The 15,639-nt window shown below is 65.2% G+C and carries 15 protein-coding genes and 2 tRNA genes; 8 read left to right on the top strand and 9 right to left on the bottom strand.

Going from position 1 to position 15,639, the window contains the following annotated elements:
- Positions 1 to 92: 92 nt before the first annotated feature.
- Positions 93 to 1,028, bottom strand: coding sequence for a thymidylate synthase (thyA, locus tag J2X38_RS09105; RefSeq protein ID WP_310253349.1), 936 nt, complete (start codon positions 1,026 to 1,028; stop codon positions 93 to 95).
- Here thyA and J2X38_RS09100 point away from each other — a divergent pair.
- Both J2X38_RS09100 and J2X38_RS09095 read left to right on the top strand, forming a co-directional pair.
- Positions 1,015 to 1,611, top strand: coding sequence for a JAB domain-containing protein (locus J2X38_RS09100; RefSeq protein WP_231732880.1), 597 nt, complete (start codon positions 1,015 to 1,017; stop codon positions 1,609 to 1,611). The two genes, thyA and J2X38_RS09100, sit on opposite strands and share 14 nt — an antisense overlap.
- Positions 1,612 to 1,718: 107 nt before the next feature.
- Positions 1,719 to 1,795: transfer RNA gene (locus tag J2X38_RS09095), tRNA-Pro, on the top strand.
- 182 nt (positions 1,796 to 1,977) lie between these two features.
- On the opposite strand, the gene J2X38_RS09090 is transcribed toward J2X38_RS09095, so the two are convergent.
- Positions 1,978 to 2,853, bottom strand: a complete 876-nt coding sequence (locus tag J2X38_RS09090; protein WP_310253347.1) for an N-formylglutamate amidohydrolase — start codon at positions 2,851 to 2,853, stop codon at positions 1,978 to 1,980.
- A gap of 140 nt (positions 2,854 to 2,993) precedes the next feature.
- On the opposite strand from J2X38_RS09090, the gene cpdR reads away from it, so the two are divergent.
- Complete coding sequence (cpdR, locus tag J2X38_RS09085; protein WP_037510756.1) at positions 2,994 to 3,371, top strand: cell cycle two-component system response regulator CpdR; 378 nt, start codon at positions 2,994 to 2,996, stop codon at positions 3,369 to 3,371.
- A 71-nt stretch (positions 3,372 to 3,442) separates the two neighbouring features.
- A tRNA-Val gene (locus J2X38_RS09080) sits at positions 3,443 to 3,517 on the top strand.
- 43 nt (positions 3,518 to 3,560) lie between these two features.
- Here the strand turns inward: J2X38_RS09080 and J2X38_RS09075 are convergent.
- On the bottom strand, positions 3,561 to 4,352 hold the full coding sequence (locus tag J2X38_RS09075) for an SDR family oxidoreductase (protein WP_058537991.1): 792 nt from the start codon (positions 4,350 to 4,352) through the stop codon (positions 3,561 to 3,563).
- Positions 4,353 to 4,447: 95 nt separating this feature from the next.
- On the opposite strand from J2X38_RS09075, the gene J2X38_RS09070 reads away from it, so the two are divergent.
- From J2X38_RS09070 to J2X38_RS09055, 4 genes are all read left to right on the top strand, one after another.
- A complete protein-coding gene (locus tag J2X38_RS09070; protein WP_310253343.1) occupies positions 4,448 to 5,317 on the top strand; it encodes an alpha/beta hydrolase in 870 nt (289 codons plus the stop codon).
- A 31-nt stretch (positions 5,318 to 5,348) separates the two neighbouring features.
- On the top strand, positions 5,349 to 6,089 hold the full coding sequence (locus tag J2X38_RS09065; RefSeq protein WP_310253341.1) for an energy transducer TonB: 741 nt from the start codon (positions 5,349 to 5,351) through the stop codon (positions 6,087 to 6,089).
- A 120-nt stretch (positions 6,090 to 6,209) separates the two neighbouring features.
- A complete protein-coding gene (locus J2X38_RS09060) occupies positions 6,210 to 8,600 on the top strand; it encodes a TonB-dependent receptor domain-containing protein (RefSeq protein ID WP_310253339.1) in 2,391 nt (796 codons plus the stop codon).
- Positions 8,601 to 8,660: 60 nt separating this feature from the next.
- Entirely contained in the window at positions 8,661 to 9,344 is a 684-nt protein-coding gene (locus tag J2X38_RS09055; protein WP_310253337.1) for a Fe2+-dependent dioxygenase, read from the top strand.
- On the opposite strand, the gene J2X38_RS09050 is transcribed toward J2X38_RS09055, so the two are convergent.
- The 6 genes from J2X38_RS09050 to J2X38_RS09025 all read right to left on the bottom strand — a co-directional run bounded on the left by J2X38_RS09050 (position 9,341) and on the right by J2X38_RS09025 (position 15,573).
- A complete protein-coding gene (locus tag J2X38_RS09050; protein ID WP_310253335.1) occupies positions 9,341 to 10,207 on the bottom strand; it encodes an FAD:protein FMN transferase in 867 nt (288 codons plus the stop codon). The two genes, J2X38_RS09055 and J2X38_RS09050, sit on opposite strands and share 4 nt — an antisense overlap.
- 92 nt (positions 10,208 to 10,299) lie before the next feature.
- Positions 10,300 to 11,133, bottom strand: a complete 834-nt coding sequence (locus tag J2X38_RS09045) for a DUF4198 domain-containing protein (protein WP_310253333.1) — start codon at positions 11,131 to 11,133, stop codon at positions 10,300 to 10,302.
- A gap of 19 nt (positions 11,134 to 11,152) precedes the next feature.
- On the bottom strand, positions 11,153 to 11,683 hold the full coding sequence (locus J2X38_RS09040; protein WP_248453460.1) for a DUF2271 domain-containing protein: 531 nt from the start codon (positions 11,681 to 11,683) through the stop codon (positions 11,153 to 11,155).
- 10 nt (positions 11,684 to 11,693) lie between these two features.
- Positions 11,694 to 12,338 carry a PepSY-associated TM helix domain-containing protein gene (locus tag J2X38_RS09035; protein ID WP_310253330.1) on the bottom strand — a complete coding sequence of 215 codons (645 nt, stop codon included), beginning with the start codon at positions 12,336 to 12,338 and terminating at the stop codon, positions 11,694 to 11,696.
- Between the two features lie 122 nt (positions 12,339 to 12,460).
- The gene (locus J2X38_RS09030; protein WP_058538000.1) at positions 12,461 to 13,822 is read right to left on the bottom strand and encodes an HlyD family type I secretion periplasmic adaptor subunit; all 1,362 of its coding nucleotides are present in this window, start codon (positions 13,820 to 13,822) and stop codon (positions 12,461 to 12,463) included.
- On the bottom strand, positions 13,819 to 15,573 hold the full coding sequence (locus J2X38_RS09025; protein ID WP_310253328.1) for a type I secretion system permease/ATPase: 1,755 nt from the start codon (positions 15,571 to 15,573) through the stop codon (positions 13,819 to 13,821). The genes J2X38_RS09030 and J2X38_RS09025 overlap by 4 nt, the downstream gene beginning before the upstream one ends.
- Positions 15,574 to 15,639: the final 66 nt, after the last annotated feature.

Here is a 15,639-nt window from a genome sequence, read left to right as displayed (position 1 = left end):
CTTCTTCCCTTTGAAGGCGCGAATCGGCGCCTAGTTATATTTCAACGTGGCGACATATTATTACGGTAGCCATACGAATGCAACGGCGGCCATCAGACCGCGACAGGCGCGGAAATATGCGCTTGCGGCGCATAATCCTCGACCGCGAAATCCTCGAACCGATAGTCGAAAATGCTCGAAGGGCGGCGAAGGATGCGGAGCTTCGGCGCGCCATCCGGAACGCGCGACAGCTGCTGTTCGACCAGCTCGGCGTGGTTCAGGTAGAGATGCACGTCGCCGCCGGTCCAGACGAGTTCATGGGCGTGAAGGCCCGCTTGATCGGCAACCATCCGCGTGAGGAGCGCCGCTTCGAAGACATTGAAGGCAAAGCCCAGGCCAAGATCGCACGAGCGCTGAAACAGCAGGCACGACAGGCCGCCGTCGCTGCGGACGTGGAATTGATAGGTCATGTGGCACGGCGGCAGCGCCATGCGATCGAGATCGGCGACGTTCCAGCCGGTAAAGATGTGCCGCCGCGAGCCCGGATTATTCTTCAGCGAATCGATCAGCGCCGCAATCTGATTGTGACCTTGCTTCGCGCGCCGGAAGAGTCCCTCGCCCGCCGGCTCGTAGCGCGGCCAGTTCACCCATTGATGGCCGTAAACTGGCCCGAGATCGCCCCACTTCGCAGCGAAATCATCATCCGCGATGATCCGCGCCTCGAAATCCTCGGCGCTAATCTGGTCGCCCGTCGCGCGGCGATATTTGTCGAGCGGCCAGTCGGTCCATATCTTCACGCCTTGCGAAACGAGCGACCGGATATTGGTGTCACCGGTCAGGAACCACAGCAGTTCGCGCAGCCCCGTCTTCCAATAGACGCGCTTGGTCGTGAGCAACGGAATCGCATCGTCCTTCAGCGAGAATCGCATCGTCTCGCCAAATAGCGAGCGCGTGCCGACGCCGGTGCGGTCGACGCGCTCGTCGCCCTCGACCCAGATGCGGCGCATCAGGTCCAGATATTGCAGTTCATAATGGATGGAATCAGGCAAGACTCGGCTCCCGGTTTTGTCTCTCGGTGCTAGGCTTCGTGCCGCGAGGGGACAAGGGAGCAACATGGGGAGCAATATCGCCGGCGGCACAAAGCCTCCGATGCGGGGCAGTCGCCCGTTGGGAATCGCGCAGCCTGAGCGCATGGGAACGGCGATGACCCTGTTCGAACCCCTCGGCAAAGCGCCGGATCCGTCGGCGCTGGCCGGCTTTGTGCCGTGCCCGCTTGAGGATGATTTCGCGCGCCTGTTGCTGCGCCCGATGTTCGATGACGAGCGCGAAACCCTGCTCCTTGCCGCATTCGACGCCTTCGAACGCCTTGTTCGGCTCGAACGCGTCGACGGGGATAGCTCGGGCCGCTGCGTCATCCCGCCGCGCGCTTGGCGCACGCTTTTGGACGGCGGCGTTGCGACAGTCGTCCTGGCGCACAACCATCCGTCCGGCACGCCCTGGCCGAGCGATGCCGACATCGGCGCAACGCACGATGCCGCGCTTTTCCTGCGGACCATGGGCATCGATCTGGTCGATCATCTGATTTTCGTTGCGGATGGTCATTTCAGCTTTCGAACTGCCGAAATGATGTAATCGCGGCAATCGCATTGAATGTGCCGATTGGCGCTTGAAGTTCGCAAATTGCGCGTCTAGAGGACCGCCCTGCCTTCGCGGCGACCCCGGTCGGCGCGCAGATCGGTCGGGGAGTAGCTCAGCCTGGTAGAGCACTGTCTTCGGGAGGCAGGGGCCGGAGGTTCGAATCCTCTCTCCCCGACCAATTTCTTGCATATTGCAGATTCTGCACCGTCTCTTCTTGTAAGTCGGCGCGCAACATCCTAAATCTCTTCTACGCCGCCGTGGTTTTCCCCCTTTCCATCGCGGCGAGTGTCCCGTCATCACTGACGCGGACGCGTCCTCCCTGGACCCTGGCCACCTCGTACTTCGGTACGAGGTGGTTTTTTATTCAGCGGCTTGCGCGAATATTTCAGCGCCCTGTCGGGCATATCCCGCTTCAGCGACAAGATTCGCGAACCAGCGTGCCAGCCGCGCGATACGAGCCGTGTCGGGCAAGCGCTCCGCCGTCAGATAGAGGCTGCGGTCGATTTCGATCTGCACCGCGTGGACGGCGTCCGCCGGGCGGCCGTGCGTTCGGATGATATGACCGCCGGCATAGGGCTGATTGCGCGCGACGGGCTCGTTCAATCGTTCGGCCGATGCCACCGCGAGGTCGATCAGCCAATCGCCCGCGGTTTCGCCAAAACGATCGCCGATGATGATTCGCGCGCCGTGCCCCGGCTGGCCGGCCGGAATCGGCGGCATCGAATGGAGATCGATCAATATCGCATGGCCATGTTCATCGCGCGCCGCGGTCAATGCGTCGGCGAGGGCGGCGTGGTACGGCCGGTGGAAGGATTCGAGGCGCCATTCCAGCGCCGCGCCGTCGATCGGCCGCTTCCATAGCGGACCGCAATCGGCGAGTCGCGTCGGCACGACGCCAAGCCCTGCCCGCTCCTTGCGCCCCGGCGCCGAAAATTGCGCGCGCAGCGGCATGGCAACCTCGCCGGGCGCCATCTGCCCTTCGCCGCGATTGAGGTCGGCGACGGCGCGCGCCCACAGGGCGTGAACAACCGTCGCGCCGGCGTCGGCGGCGCCGGCCGCGATCAGGTCGCACCAGCTATCCTCGAGTCGTTCGAGGTGCGGCCGGTCGACCCGCGCCGCGCTCAATATCTCGGGCGGATAGATGCGTCCCGCGTGCGGCACCGACACGACGACGGGGCCACTCGCCGCGGGCCGGTTGACAGCGATGGCGGCGGGCGAGATGGTGCGGGACGGCATAAGCGATGGGTGGCAAAAAAAGCGGGACGAATCCAGCGCCGCGCGTCAATTTGTTAAATCTCTGACGCTATGCAGGGCGTGACAGAGGGGGCAGCCGACCGGAACCGGCTGCGCCGAAGGACCAGGGAACAGATTTCAACATGATTCGCATTTTGCTGGCCGAAGATGACGACGTGATGCGCGAGTATCTCGCGCGCGCGCTGACCAGCGCCGGCTATCACGTCACCGCGGTCGACCGCGGCACCGCCGCCGTCCCCTATATCGATTCGGGAACGTTCGATCTTTTGCTGTCGGACATCGTGATGCCCGAGATGGACGGGATCGAACTCGCCCAGCATACCGCGAAGGCCGCGCCGCAGACGCAGGTGATGTTCATCACGGGCTTTGCCGCGGTTTCGCTGCGTGCCGAGGAAAATGTGCCGCAGGCAAAGCTGCTGTCGAAGCCCTTCCACCTCAAGGATCTGGTGCGCGAGGTCGACAATATGTTCGGTCGCAGCGACCGCTCCAGCCAACAATAACGACGCCGCCGCACGCGAAGGGCTTGCCAAGTCGCGCGGAGGCATTTAGGGGGCGCGTCACCCCAAGGGATGGGCGTGTAGCTCAGTGGTAGAGCACTGTGTTGACATCGCAGGGGTCGCAAGTTCAATCCTTGCCACGCCCACCATTAAAAACGCCGCCACCCCGATGGGTTGGCGGCGTTTTTGCTTTCAGGCCATGCCGCGCGCGAGATCCCCGCGTGACGCGTCGCCGATCTGGCTGCCGCCGTCGCAGTCGAGGATCGTGCCGGTGATATATCCCGCCGCGGGCGAGCAGAGGAATACCGCCGATTCGGCGACCTCCTCGACCTCGCCCCAGCGCTTCATCGCGATGCGGTCGAAATGCGACTGGCGCGTCGCGGCGTCGGGCGCCAAGCGCGCCATGCCCTCGGTCCCCGCAATCGGCCCCGGCGAGATGCCGTTCACCCGCACCTCGGGTCCCCATTCGAGCGCCAGCACGCGAATCAACTGGTTGATCCCCGCCTTTGCGGCGCAGGCGTGCGCTTGCAGCGCTGAAGCATTGACCGCCTGCCCCGCGGTGATCGCGATCAGCGACGCGCCGGGCCGGTTGAGCAAATCGTGGCAGCCGCGGAACACGTTGAACGTCCCGTTAAGGTCGATGTCGACCACCGTACGAAACGCATTCGCCGACATGCCAAGCGCCGGCGCGAGAAAATTGCCCGCCGCGCCCGAAATGACGATGTCCATCGGCCCAAGTTCGCCTGCGACGCGTTCCATCACGCCGCGGATCGCCGCATAGTCGCGCACGTCGCCCGACAGGCCGAGCGCGCCCTCGCCGATGTCCGCCGCCGCGCGCGCCGCCTTGTCGGGGTCGCGGCCGGCAACGGCGACCTTGGCGCCGAGTTCGGCGAAGCGCTTGGCGATACCCAAGTTGATGCCGCTCGTCCCGCCGGCGACAAAGGCCGTCTTACCGGCCAGCAGATTATCGCGGAATGTCGTCATGTCTCTCTCCCTTGCTCGATACTGAAAGCGATCCGGGGTTGACGGATCGAAACCAGTCGCCTTTTGAAACTGGAACAGACAGCAAGGATGATCCGATGGCAAGTGCCGGCCCGACCTCGAACAGCTTCATCTCGCAGCGGCTGAAGCTGCATTATGTCGACTGGGGCAATCGCGGCGCCCCGCCGCTGCTGCTCGTCCACGGCGGACGCGACCATTGCCGCAATTGGGACTGGGTCGCCGAGAAATTGCGCGATCGCTATCATATCATTGCCCCCGATCTGCGTGGTCATGGTGACAGCGCATGGTCGCCCGACGGCAATTACGCGATGGATACTTTTGTCTATGACCTCGCGCAGTTGGTCCACCAGCTCGACCTCGGCCCGCTCTCGATCGTCGCGCATTCGATGGGGGGCAATATCGCGCTGCGCTATACGGGCCTTTACCCCGAGAATGTCCGCAAGCTCGTCGCGATCGAGGGGCTCGGTCCCTCTCCGAAGGTGATCGCCGAGCGCGCGAAGACGGGCTATGCCGAACGCTTCCGCAAATGGATCGAGGACAAGCGCCAGGCCGCCGGGCGCACCCCGCGCCGCTATGCGACGCTCGAAGACGCGCTCGCGCGCATGATGGGCGAGAACAGCTATCTGACCGAGGTGCAGGCGCGCCACCTGACCATCCACGGCATCAGCCGCAACGAGGACGGCACCTGGAGCTGGAAGTTCGACAATTACCTTAATGTCTGGCCCGCCTTCGACATGCCGCAGGACGACATCGCCGCGCTGTGGGGCGCGATCACCTGCCCCACCCTTTTGCTCTATGGCGCGAACAGCTGGGCTTCGAATCCCGAAAAGGACGGGCGCCTCGTCCATTTCAACACCGCCAAGGTGATCGAGTTCGAAAATGCGGGCCACTGGCTGCACCACGACCAGTTCGACCGGTTCATATCCACGCTAGACGAATTCCTCTAAACGGGTCGCCGGTTGCGCGCGGCGATGCGCGATGAGAGGCGGCGCGATGGCCTATACGGGGCAGGTTTCGAGGCAGCAGAAGCTCGTATCGGGCGGCGGCGCGCTGCTCGCGGTCGGTGCGGTCGGACTCGGCCTCGGGAGCGGCCTCGATCTCGATGTCGTCCGCAAGGCCAGCGACGCGATCGCGGCGATCGCCCTCCCCGCGCCCCCACCACCACGCGAGGAGGCCCAGCCGGCAAAGGCGCCGAGCGAGAAGGCCAGCGGCAAGGCGTCGGCTGCAAACAAGCATGCCAAAGCCGCCGCGGTCGCAGCACCGCCGCCCAAGCTGCCCCCCATCGCGCCGCCGATTGCCGCCGCGCCGCGCCCGGGCGCCGGGAACGACGCGTCGGCGGGGGCGACGCCGAATCCCGGCACCGGATCGGGCGCAGGCGGGCGCGGCGACGGCACCGGCGCGGGTGGTGCGGGCACCGGAACCGGCGGCGGGACCAAGGCCGTCTGGCGCAGCGGTACGATCCGCGACCGCGACTATCCGCGCGAAGCCAGCCGCGCGAAAACGGGCGGCGAGGTCGAAGTGCGCTTCACCATCGAAGCCAGCGGCCGCGTCCGCGGATGCCGCGTGACACGGCCCAGCGGCGATACCTCGCTCGACCGGACGACGTGCGAGCTGATCGAGGAACGTTTCCGCTTCAAGCCCGCGACCAACGCCGCCGGCGAACCCGTCGCGAGCCAATATGGCTGGCGGCAGAGCTGGTGGCTCGAACGCCGACACTAGGCGGCCTTCTCTCAACTGGTATCGATTGCGACGATGTCGCGAATGATTCGCATTAGAGTTGACTTTGCAATCGACTCTCAATAGCGGCGCCCCCAACCAATCACAAAATAGGGGTTTACCGTGAAGCCATCGACATCTGCCTCATTCCTCGCGCTCTCCTGCGTCGGCAGCCTGATCAGCGCACCGGCTTTCGCCGCCGACGCCGCGGAGGCGCAGGATGCGCCCGGTGGCCGCAGCGAGATCATCGTCAACGGCTCACTCGCCAATGAGGTGGAATCGCCGAAGTCGACCGCGCCGCTTGTCGACACGCCGCAGACGATCACGGTCGTGTCGCAAGAGCAGATCCGCCAGCAGAACCTGCTGACGCTGCGCGACGCCTTGGCGACGATCCCCGGCATCACCTTTGGCGCCGGCGAAGGCGGCGGCGGTTATGGCGACTCGATCAACCTGCGCGGCTATTCGGCGAACAACGACCTGACGGTCGACGGTGTGCGCGACAGCGCGCAGTACAGCCGCACCGACCCCTTCAACCTGCAGCAGATCGAAGTCTATAACGGCGCGAACTCGGTCTTTAACGGATCGGGCAGCGTCGGCGGCACGATCAACCTCGTCAGCAAGATCCCCTTTGCGCGGAGCGCCACGACGGTGCAGGCGGCGGTCGGCACCGACAATTATTATCGCGCGGCCGTCGACAGCAACTGGCGCGTCAGCGACCTGATCGCCGTCCGCCTGAACGCCATGTATCACGAGAATGACGTACCGGGCCGCGACGTCGAATCCTACAAGCGCTGGGGCGTGGCGCCGTCGATCACGATCGGGGTCGACAGCGATACCAGCCTGACGCTCGCCTATATCCATCAGGACGACGACAATACGCCGATCTATGGCGTTCCGTTCATTCTCGGCGCCGTCAACAACGGTCCGCTGCCCGGTGTCGATGACAGCGACTATTTCGGGATCGTCAACCTCGACAAGCAGAAGACCAAGGTCGATCGCCTGACCGCGACCTTCCGCCACGCGTTCAGCGACAATGTTTCGATCCGCAACCTGACCCGCTGGCAGCGCGTCCACCAGTACAGCCAGACGAGCGCGCCGCAGGGCGTCTTCTGTCTTGCGAACGGCCTCCAGCCGATCGGCGCGAACGCGGCCGCCACGGTCGGCATCCCCTGCCCCGCCGGCCAGAATACGCCGGGCACCTATTATCCTTCGGGACCGCGCGGCCTCGTGCGCGATCAGGTCAACGATCTGTTGCACAACCAGACCGACCTCACCGTCGTCAGCGGCGCGAAGGGCGGCCTGTTCAATACGCTGGTGATCGGCGCGTCTTACAGCCAGGAAGATTATTCGATCGAGAATGCACAGTTGCTGCGCAATCCCGGCGGCGCGCTGCCGAACCCGGTGTTGCCGCCGATCAGCCTGTCGAACCCGAACACTGTCTGGACCGGCCCGGTCAATTATGTCCGCACGGGCAACAGCTATGGCGACACGCGCAACTGGGCGATCTATGCGTTCGACACGCTCGAAATCTCGCCGATGTTCGAGATCAACGCGGGTGTCCGCTATGAAAATGCGCGCAACATCTTCCACGCCGACACGGTGACGACGCCGGCGACCGGCGCGGTCTACACGCGCGGCCCCAACCAGATCAGCGACGAGAATCTCTTCTCGTACCGCGCCGGCGCGGTGTTCCACCCGATGGAGAATGTCAGCCTCTACGCCGCCTATGGCAACGCCAAGACGCCGACTTCGGCCAGCGTCCGCGCGGGCTGCGGCCTGCCGGCGAGCCCGACCGCGGCAGACCCCTGTGCGACGGCGCCCGAAAGGGCGCGCAACATCGAATTCGGCGCCAAGGCCGAACTGATGGATAAGAAGCTGCTGCTGACTGCGGCTGTGTTCCGTAACGAGCGCACCAATTATCGCGTGCCTTCGAACGACCCGGCGCAACCCGCTTCGCTTCAGATCCTCGATGGCCGCTCGCGCGTCGACGGTTTCGCGCTCGGCGCGAGCGGCAATGTCACTCCGGAATGGGCGATCTTTGCGAACTACACTTACCTCGACGGCAAGGTGAAGCAGAGCGTTTCGGATTTCTGCCTTGCCAACCCGGGAAGCACCGGCTGCGGCAATAGCGCCGCCATTCCCGATCCGCAGCGCGGCGATCGGCTGTTCCAGACGCCCAAGCATTCGGGCAGCCTGTTCACCACCTATGTCTTTCCGTTCGGGCTGCAGGTCGGTTACGGCCTGACCTATCAGGGCAAGTTCACGACGCACCAGCGCAACCTGGCGCAGCGCGCGCCGCTGTCGGTCGACGATTATCTGATCCACCGCGCGTTCGTGTCGTACGACTTCAAGAACGGCCTGGTGGCGCAGGTCAACGTCCAGAACTTCACGAATGAGGATTATTACACCGGCGTCCGCAACAATGTGAACGCGACGACGGGCGCCGTGACGGGCGGTTGGGCGGTCCCCGGCGAATCGCGCTCGGCGGTGTTCAGCCTCTTCTACAACTTCTGATCCCGGTGGGGCGGGCACGGCGATTGCCGTTCCCGCCCCTTTCGCTCTAGAAGCGGCGCCATGATCCGCATCATTCCCGACGTGCTCGATGCCGACGGCGTCGCAAAGCTCCGATCGATTCTCGACGCCGCCGACTGGGTCGACGGCAACGAGACATCGGGTCCGCAGGCTGCGCTCGCCAAACGCAACCAGCAGCTCCCCGAATTCGGTGAGGCGGCCGGCGAAGCGGGGCGCCTCGTGCTCGACGCGCTGGGCCGCAGCCCGCTGTTCATCGCCGCTGCGTTGCCGCTCAAAATCTATCCGCCCTATTTCAACCGCTATGCCGGCGGCGAGAATTTTGGCGATCATATCGACAATGCGATCCGCATCCGTCGCGGCAGCGATTTCCGGATGCGCAGCGACCTGTCGGCGACCCTCTTCCTTGCCGATCCCGACAGCTATGACGGCGGCGGGCTGGTCGTCGAAGGCTTTGCGCAAGAACCGGGGATCAAATTGCCCGCCGGGCATCTGGTCCTCTACCCCTCGACCACCGTCCACCGCGTCGAGCCGGTGACCGCAGGCGCGCGCGTCGCGAGCTTCATGTGGATTCAGTCGATGGTGCGCGATCAGGGGCAGCGCAACCTGTTGTTCGATCTCGATATGGGGGTGCAGGGTGCCGCGGCGGCACTGGGCCAGGGCGACGCAACGGTCGTCCGCCTGACCGGCGTATATCACAATCTTCTGCGACGCTGGGCCGACAGCTAATCCAGCATAGCGCGCCAGGCGCGCGACAGATGTTCGCGGTCGCCCACAACGACGCATACCGCGAGGTCCTGCTCATCGGCGAGCGCGACCGCGGCCTCGGAGCCCAGAACCGTCAGTGTGGTCGCCCAGCCGTCGGCGCTGATGCAGTCGCGATGGAGCACGGTGACCGACGATATGCCGTTGACGATCGGGCGCCCGGTCGCCGGATCGAAGCTGTGCGAATAATGCTGGCCGCCCGCGCTAAAGCCGCGGCGATAATTGCCCGAGGTCGCCACCGACAGGTCGTGCAGCGCAATGCGCCATGGTGGAATGGACGAGGTGGGCGGCATCTCGACATCGACCCACCAGGGCTGTCCGTCGGGGCGGATCCCCTCGCCGCGTAGCTCGCCGCCGACTTCAAGCAAGAAATGACGGACGCCGATGTCGAGCAGCCATGCGGCGGCGAGGTCGACGCCATAGCCCTTGGCGATACCCGACAGGTCAAGCGCCGCCGCCTCGCCGCGCCGGATGCGCCGCGCCCCCGGGTCGAAATCGATCGTGCGGTCCGTGTCGGACTGGACCGCCTGCGGCATCCGCCCGGTACGCCGGGCACTGCCGAAACCCCAGGCGTCGGTGATGCGGCCGAGACCGGGGTCGAAGGCGCCGCCGCTGGCGCGCGCGATGTCGAGCGCGACCTCCACGACATGGGCGAATTCGGCTGGAATTTCGCGCCATGTCCCGGGCATCGCGCGGTTGAAGCGCGAGAGGTCGGATTCGGGCTCCCACTGGCTCATCTGTTCGACGACGAGGTCGAGTGCGGCCTGAACGCCGTGCTGCGTCGCGGCGGGCGGCGAGACCGCTTGCAGCGACCAGCCTGTCCCCATCGTTTCACCAGCGAAGCGTTCGATGGCCGCCCCCGCCCCGCGCCTGGCGAAAGCCGCGGGCGTCAGGGCGCGGGGGATGAGGATGCGGTCGGTCAGGGCGCGAGCACTTCCAGCGTCGTGACATAGCTCGCGCGGCGCTGCGGGGTGGCGGGTTCGGGTGCGCCTTCGGCACGCTCGGCCTGCGGCGTCGTGACGTTCAGCCAGTATAGGCCGGGCTCGGTCCAGTTTACCGCAACCTTGCCGTCGGCGCCGGTCCTGAGGTCCATCTGGCCAAGCTGGTCGCGATAGCGGATGCCGCCGGGGATCACCGTGACGGGCAGACCCGCGGCGGGCTTGCCGTCGAGCAGGAACTGGAAGGTCGCCGCCTCGCCCGCGATCAGGTCGTTTGGGTGCGTCACGGGAACCAGCTCGATGCCCTTGCCAGTCGGCTTGAACAAGGTGGTCGTCGGTTCGCCAACCGTCACGAAAATCTCGTTGCGGTTGTTCGATTCGGCGGTCTTCACATTGGTCGCACCCGCGGGGATGCGCTCGGCGAGGTTCGTCGTGGTGGTGCCGCGCGGCAGGCGCTCGGTCTTGCCGTTCAGGTCATAGCTGCCCATCACGCCATCGGCGACCGAGGCGATGCGCCATGTGCCCTTTTGCGTCAGGTGGACGTCGAAGGTGCTGCGATAGCGGCCGGTCGCCTTATTCTCGATCGCCGCTTCGCTGCCGTCGGGCGCCCACGCCTTCAGCGCGTCGAGGCGCATCGGCTGATGCTCGAAATAGAAGAGATCGTTCGACACCGCGGCGTCAACGGTGACCCATACGTCGTCGCCCGACAGCACGGTCGACGACGGTAGCATCCACTGGCGGTGCGCGGAGGCCGGAACGGCGGCCAGTGCCGCCAGCGCGGCGGTCGCGGCGAAACCCCAAATTCGCTTCTTCATATCCCTGTCCTTTCAAGCGTTAGCGGAAGGCGACCGAGACGGCCCCCAGTTCAGTCGTTCCGGCGGCGCGCCCGCCCGCCCCGGCCTTTGCGGGCCAGGTGAAGGGAATGCGCAGAAGTTCGCGGCCGCCAACCTCGCGCGCCGCCTCGATCACCAGCGTGTATTGGCCGGGTGCGGCGGCACCGAGCTGCGCGCGCGAGAAGGAGACTTTATGCGCGCCGGGGGCACGCGTCGCGCCGGTGATGCCGTTCGCGGGGAAGGTCATCGAGCGACCCGCGGCGCGCCACCACTGGCGCACGTCGCGCAGCCATTTGGTGCCCTCGTTCGCCTTCATGTCATAATCGTACCAGACCGCGACGGTCTTCGCCGACGCGCCGGCTTTCTCGACCCAGATCGCGACATAGGGCTTGTGATATTCGGCGACCTTCAGCCGCGGAATGTTGATCGTCACGTCCATCGTGCCCGGATCGGCGGCGAAGGCGGGCGCGCCGAGCACAGCGCCGAGGCCGATCGTCCCGCCGAGGATGCGTGCAGGGGTGGAAAGCTGCATATGGGTCTCCCTAATGAATGAAGATGACGGCGATGGCGGCCGGGATCGCGAGGCCGAGGCCGACGAGCGGCCAGGTGCTCTTGCGCTTCGCCGAATGCAGCCAGAGAAGAACAAGGCCGGTGATTGCGAAGATGAGGCAGGCGAAAGCGAAGATGTCGATGAACAGGCTCCACTCGCCGCCCGAATTGCGGCCTTTGTGGAGGTCGTTGAGATAGGAGATCCAGCCGCGGCTGGTGACCTCGCTCGACGCCGCGCCGGTCGCGAGATCGATCGCGACCCACGCGTCGCCGCCCGGACGCGGTGCGGGGAGATAGACTTCGCCCTCTGACCATTCGGCCTCGCTCGCTGCTTTTACCGGAAAGCTCTGCTCGACCCATTCGGCGACGGCGGGGGGCAGCGGCGCCTTTTCGGCGTCGGGGACCGCCGCCTTCAGGCGCGCAAGCAAGGCCGGCGGCATCTGCGCCGATTTCTGGATGACGACCGGCGATCCTTCGATATCGGCGGCGTGATTAAGCGTGAACCCGGTGATCGCGAACAGCAGCAGGCCGATCAGGCTGACGGCCGAACTCATCCAGTGCCACATGTGCAGCTGTTTCAGCCAAAAGGCTTTCCGGCTTTTCTTCGTCGCCGGTCGCGGGGTTGTCGGTGCATGCATCCGGAAGTTCCAGCAAAAGGATGCATGGCCATTATCGAGAACGATTCGCAATTACAATATGATTCCGGATCGTCGGCCGTATGAAGAATTATGCCGCCGATTTCCGGCCGATGGGCCGGCGCCTAATTCTCGCGCCCGGCCATCCAAAGCGTCTGGGTGAGCGGTTCGATGAGATAGGAGAGCGCCGTCCGCTTGCGCAGCGGGATCATGATGTCGACGGGCAGGCCGGCACGAAGCCCGCCATCCTCGCGAACACGCCGGAGTTTCGCGAGTTCGCTGGGCGGCACGACCAGCTCGATCTTGAAATAGCGCATGCCCGAACGCTCGTCCTCGAAGCTGTCGGCCGAAATCTTGGAAATTTGACCGACGAGGATCGGCAGATTGCGTTCCTGCAACGCGGTAAAGCGGATCTGCGTCTCCATCCCCGGCGCAAGATCGTCGGCATCGGTCGGCGAAGCCTTGCCATCGATGACGAGGGCGCGGTCTTGCGGAACGATCTCCATCAATGTGTCGCCCGCCGAAACGACGCCGCCGACGGTGAAGACCTTGAGCCCCACGACCCGGCCGCTGGCAGGAGCACGCACCGTCGACCGGGCCAGCTGTTCGCGCACCGCGATCAGCTTGGGCTGAAGTTCGTCGAGGCGAACCTGCCCCGCCTGCTTCTGTGTCGCCACCTCTTCGAGCATCTGCTTGTCGATGCCGACCATCTGCATCTGCGCCTCGCCGATCGCTTCGGAGGAGCGGGCGATGTCGGCACGATACGCGCCGTAGGAGCCGTCGAGTTCAGCCGCCGATCGTTCCATGCCGCGAACCCGGTTGATCGATACAAAGCCTTTCGGAAGCAGGGTGCGCAGCCCGTCCAGCTCTTCGCCGATCAGCTGTTGCTGCACCTTGTTGGAATTCATCTGGTAGCTGTAGCCGTTGATCTGTTCCGAATGCTGGCGCATCCGCTGGCGCAACACGTTGCGCTGTGTATGCACCGAATTGCGCCGCGCTTCGAACAGCTGGCGCTGACCGCGCAAGGCTTCGGCCGCCAACTCCCGGTTTTCGGGCGCCAGCGAGGCAAATTCCGCCGGTTCGGCGACGCTTCGCAGGCCGCCGAGTTCGGCAACCAGACGCGCGCGTTGCGCCAGCAGGGCGATTACTTCGCCGGTCAGTCCGCGTTCGGCCGCGACCAGTTCGGATGCCGAGATCGTGAGGAGCGGCTCGCCCTTTTTGACCGTTTGCCCCTCGACAACATGGAGTTCGGTAACGATGCCGCCTTCGCGGTGCTGCACCGCCTGACGACTGCCCGACACCGCGATCACGCCGGGCGCATAGGCGCCCGCATCGAGCGGGGTCAGCGACGCCCAGCCGAGCATGCCGACAAAGAAGAAGGCCACGATCAGGCCGCCGATGCGCAGTTCGCGATGCGGGCGATCGGCGGAATCATGCCCCGAGGGGCGATCGCCACCCGTCGGGGGCTTCCAGGTCATGTCGGTCATGGCCGCGCTCCTTCATGGATTGGAACAACATTCTGCTTTGCCGCGGAATTCTGCAGCGCCTGGAGGATTTCGTCGCGTGGCCCCACCCCCACGACCGCACCGTCGGCGAGGATCGCCAGCCGGTCGGCGCTGGCCAGAACGGCCGCGCGATGGGCAACGATCATGATCGCCGCGCCATGCAGCTTTGCCGCACCGATCGCCCGCGACAGCGCTTCCTCGCCATCGCTGTCGAGCGCCGAGTTCGGCTCGTCGAGAACGAGGATGCGCGGGCTGCCATAGAGCGCGCGCGCCAGCGCGACGCGTTGCGCCTGTCCCGCCGACAGCCTGTGGCCATTGCCTTCGATACAGGTGTCGTAACCGCCTGGCAGATGCAGGATCATCTCGTGGACGCCGGCCATGCGCGCGGCCCTTACGACCTCCTCGTCAACCTCCGCCTGCGGAACACCGCGCGCGGCACCGAAGCGCGAGACGTTCTCGCTGATCGTTCCGGGGAGAAGGCCGCAATCCTGCGGAAGATAACCGATATGTTGCGCAAGCTCTTCGGGATCCCAATCGGCCATGCTGGCGCCATCGATCCTGATTTCGCCGAGGTCGGGCGGCAGCGCGCCGGCGACGACACGCGCGAGGGTCGTCTTGCCCGCCCCGGACGGGCCGACAATACCCAGCACCTCGCCGGGGGCGAGTTTCAGGAAAATATTCTTGAGCAGGATCGCACTGCCGTCGGCATTACGGACGACAACGCCCTGAAGCTCCACCTGCCCCTCTGGATCGGGCAAGGTGGTGCGTACCACCGGACCGGTCGCTTGATCGAACAGCCTGTCGAGCGTCTGAATCGCCTGGCGCGACTGGACGATGTTCGGCCAGAGGCCAACAAGCTGCTCGATCGGCTGCAGCGCGCGGCTGAGCAGCACCGAGGCGGCGATGATTGCGCCGACCGAAATCTGCCCGTTGATGGCGAGCCATGCGCCAACGCCCAGCGCGAAGGATTGCATGAACATCCGCACGAATTTGACGAGCGAATTGTAGCGGCTGCCCGAAAACTGGAGATCGGCGACGGCATTCAGGCCGACGCTGCGCTGCTGGATATGGCGCGAGACCAGCGCGCGCCGCATCCCGAGCGCGCGTACGATCTCGGCCCTGCGCAGCATCGCTTCGTGCGATTCATAGGCCGCCGCATTGGCGTGATGCGCCTCTTCGGCCTTTGCCTTGCTGCGCCTTTCATTGGCGATCGCAAGCGTGACCAGCACGCATCCGGCACCGAGCACCAGCACTCCCAAAATCGGGTGAATGAGAAAGGCCACCAAGAGATACAGCGGCGTCCACGGGACGTCGAACAAGGCGGTCGCCGCCGGTCCCGCAAGCGATTGACGCAAGAGGTCGAATTCGCGCATCGCCTGATGGGTCGAAGGGTCGCCGGGCCGCGCGCGCGACCGCGCGAGCAGCCGATCCAATATCTCGCCCGAGAGCAATCGGTCGAGGCGCAGCGACGCACGGGCCATCAACCGCACCCGGATCGCATCGAGCGCCGACAGCGTGGCGATCGCAACGCCGACGACGACGGTGATGAAGACCAGCGTCAATACGCCATTGGTCGGCACAACCCGGTCATAGACCTGCATCATGTAGATGGTCGGTGCGAGATAGAGGATGTTGATCAGCGCACTGAATGTTGCTGCAAGGATGAAGTGAGTCCGACAGGCGCGGACGGCTTCTGACAATGCCGGTGGAACGGGCATCCAGAACAGGCGCATGCAATCCTCCCTTATTATCGGAAAAAAATGGCGCCGGGAGGGGGGGAGGTCCCGACGCCAAGCTGG

It is taken from the genome of Sphingopyxis sp. BE235 (assembly GCF_031457175.1).
GTDB lineage: Bacteria > Pseudomonadota > Alphaproteobacteria > Sphingomonadales > Sphingomonadaceae > Sphingopyxis.
The sequence above is the reverse complement of the archived record's forward strand: the minus strand, read 5'-3'. Positions and strand labels throughout refer to the sequence as shown.

Coding starts and splice junctions, on each gene's coding strand:
- J2X38_RS09045 (WP_310253333.1), bottom strand. CDS start 11,133: ATGAAGAAGCGAATTTGGGGTTTCGCCGCGACCGCCGCGCTGGCGGCA.
- J2X38_RS09030 (WP_058538000.1), bottom strand. CDS start 13,822: ATGACCGACATGACCTGGAAGCCCCCGACGGGTGGCGATCGCCCCTCG.
- J2X38_RS09050 (WP_310253335.1), bottom strand. CDS start 10,207: ATGGGGACAGGCTGGTCGCTGCAAGCGGTCTCGCCGCCCGCCGCGACG.
- J2X38_RS09070 (WP_310253343.1), top strand. CDS start 4,448: ATGGCAAGTGCCGGCCCGACCTCGAACAGCTTCATCTCGCAGCGGCTG.
- J2X38_RS09040 (WP_248453460.1), bottom strand. CDS start 11,683: ATGCAGCTTTCCACCCCTGCACGCATCCTCGGCGGGACGATCGGCCTC.
- J2X38_RS09100 (WP_231732880.1), top strand. CDS start 1,015: ATGGAATCAGGCAAGACTCGGCTCCCGGTTTTGTCTCTCGGTGCTAGG.
- J2X38_RS09025 (WP_310253328.1), bottom strand. CDS start 15,573: ATGCGCCTGTTCTGGATGCCCGTTCCACCGGCATTGTCAGAAGCCGTC.
- J2X38_RS09055 (WP_310253337.1), top strand. CDS start 8,661: ATGATCCGCATCATTCCCGACGTGCTCGATGCCGACGGCGTCGCAAAG.
- cpdR (WP_037510756.1), top strand. CDS start 2,994: ATGATTCGCATTTTGCTGGCCGAAGATGACGACGTGATGCGCGAGTAT.
- J2X38_RS09090 (WP_310253347.1), bottom strand. CDS start 2,853: ATGCCGTCCCGCACCATCTCGCCCGCCGCCATCGCTGTCAACCGGCCC.
- J2X38_RS09035 (WP_310253330.1), bottom strand. CDS start 12,338: ATGCATGCACCGACAACCCCGCGACCGGCGACGAAGAAAAGCCGGAAA.
- J2X38_RS09075 (WP_058537991.1), bottom strand. CDS start 4,352: ATGACGACATTCCGCGATAATCTGCTGGCCGGTAAGACGGCCTTTGTC.
- J2X38_RS09065 (WP_310253341.1), top strand. CDS start 5,349: ATGAGAGGCGGCGCGATGGCCTATACGGGGCAGGTTTCGAGGCAGCAG.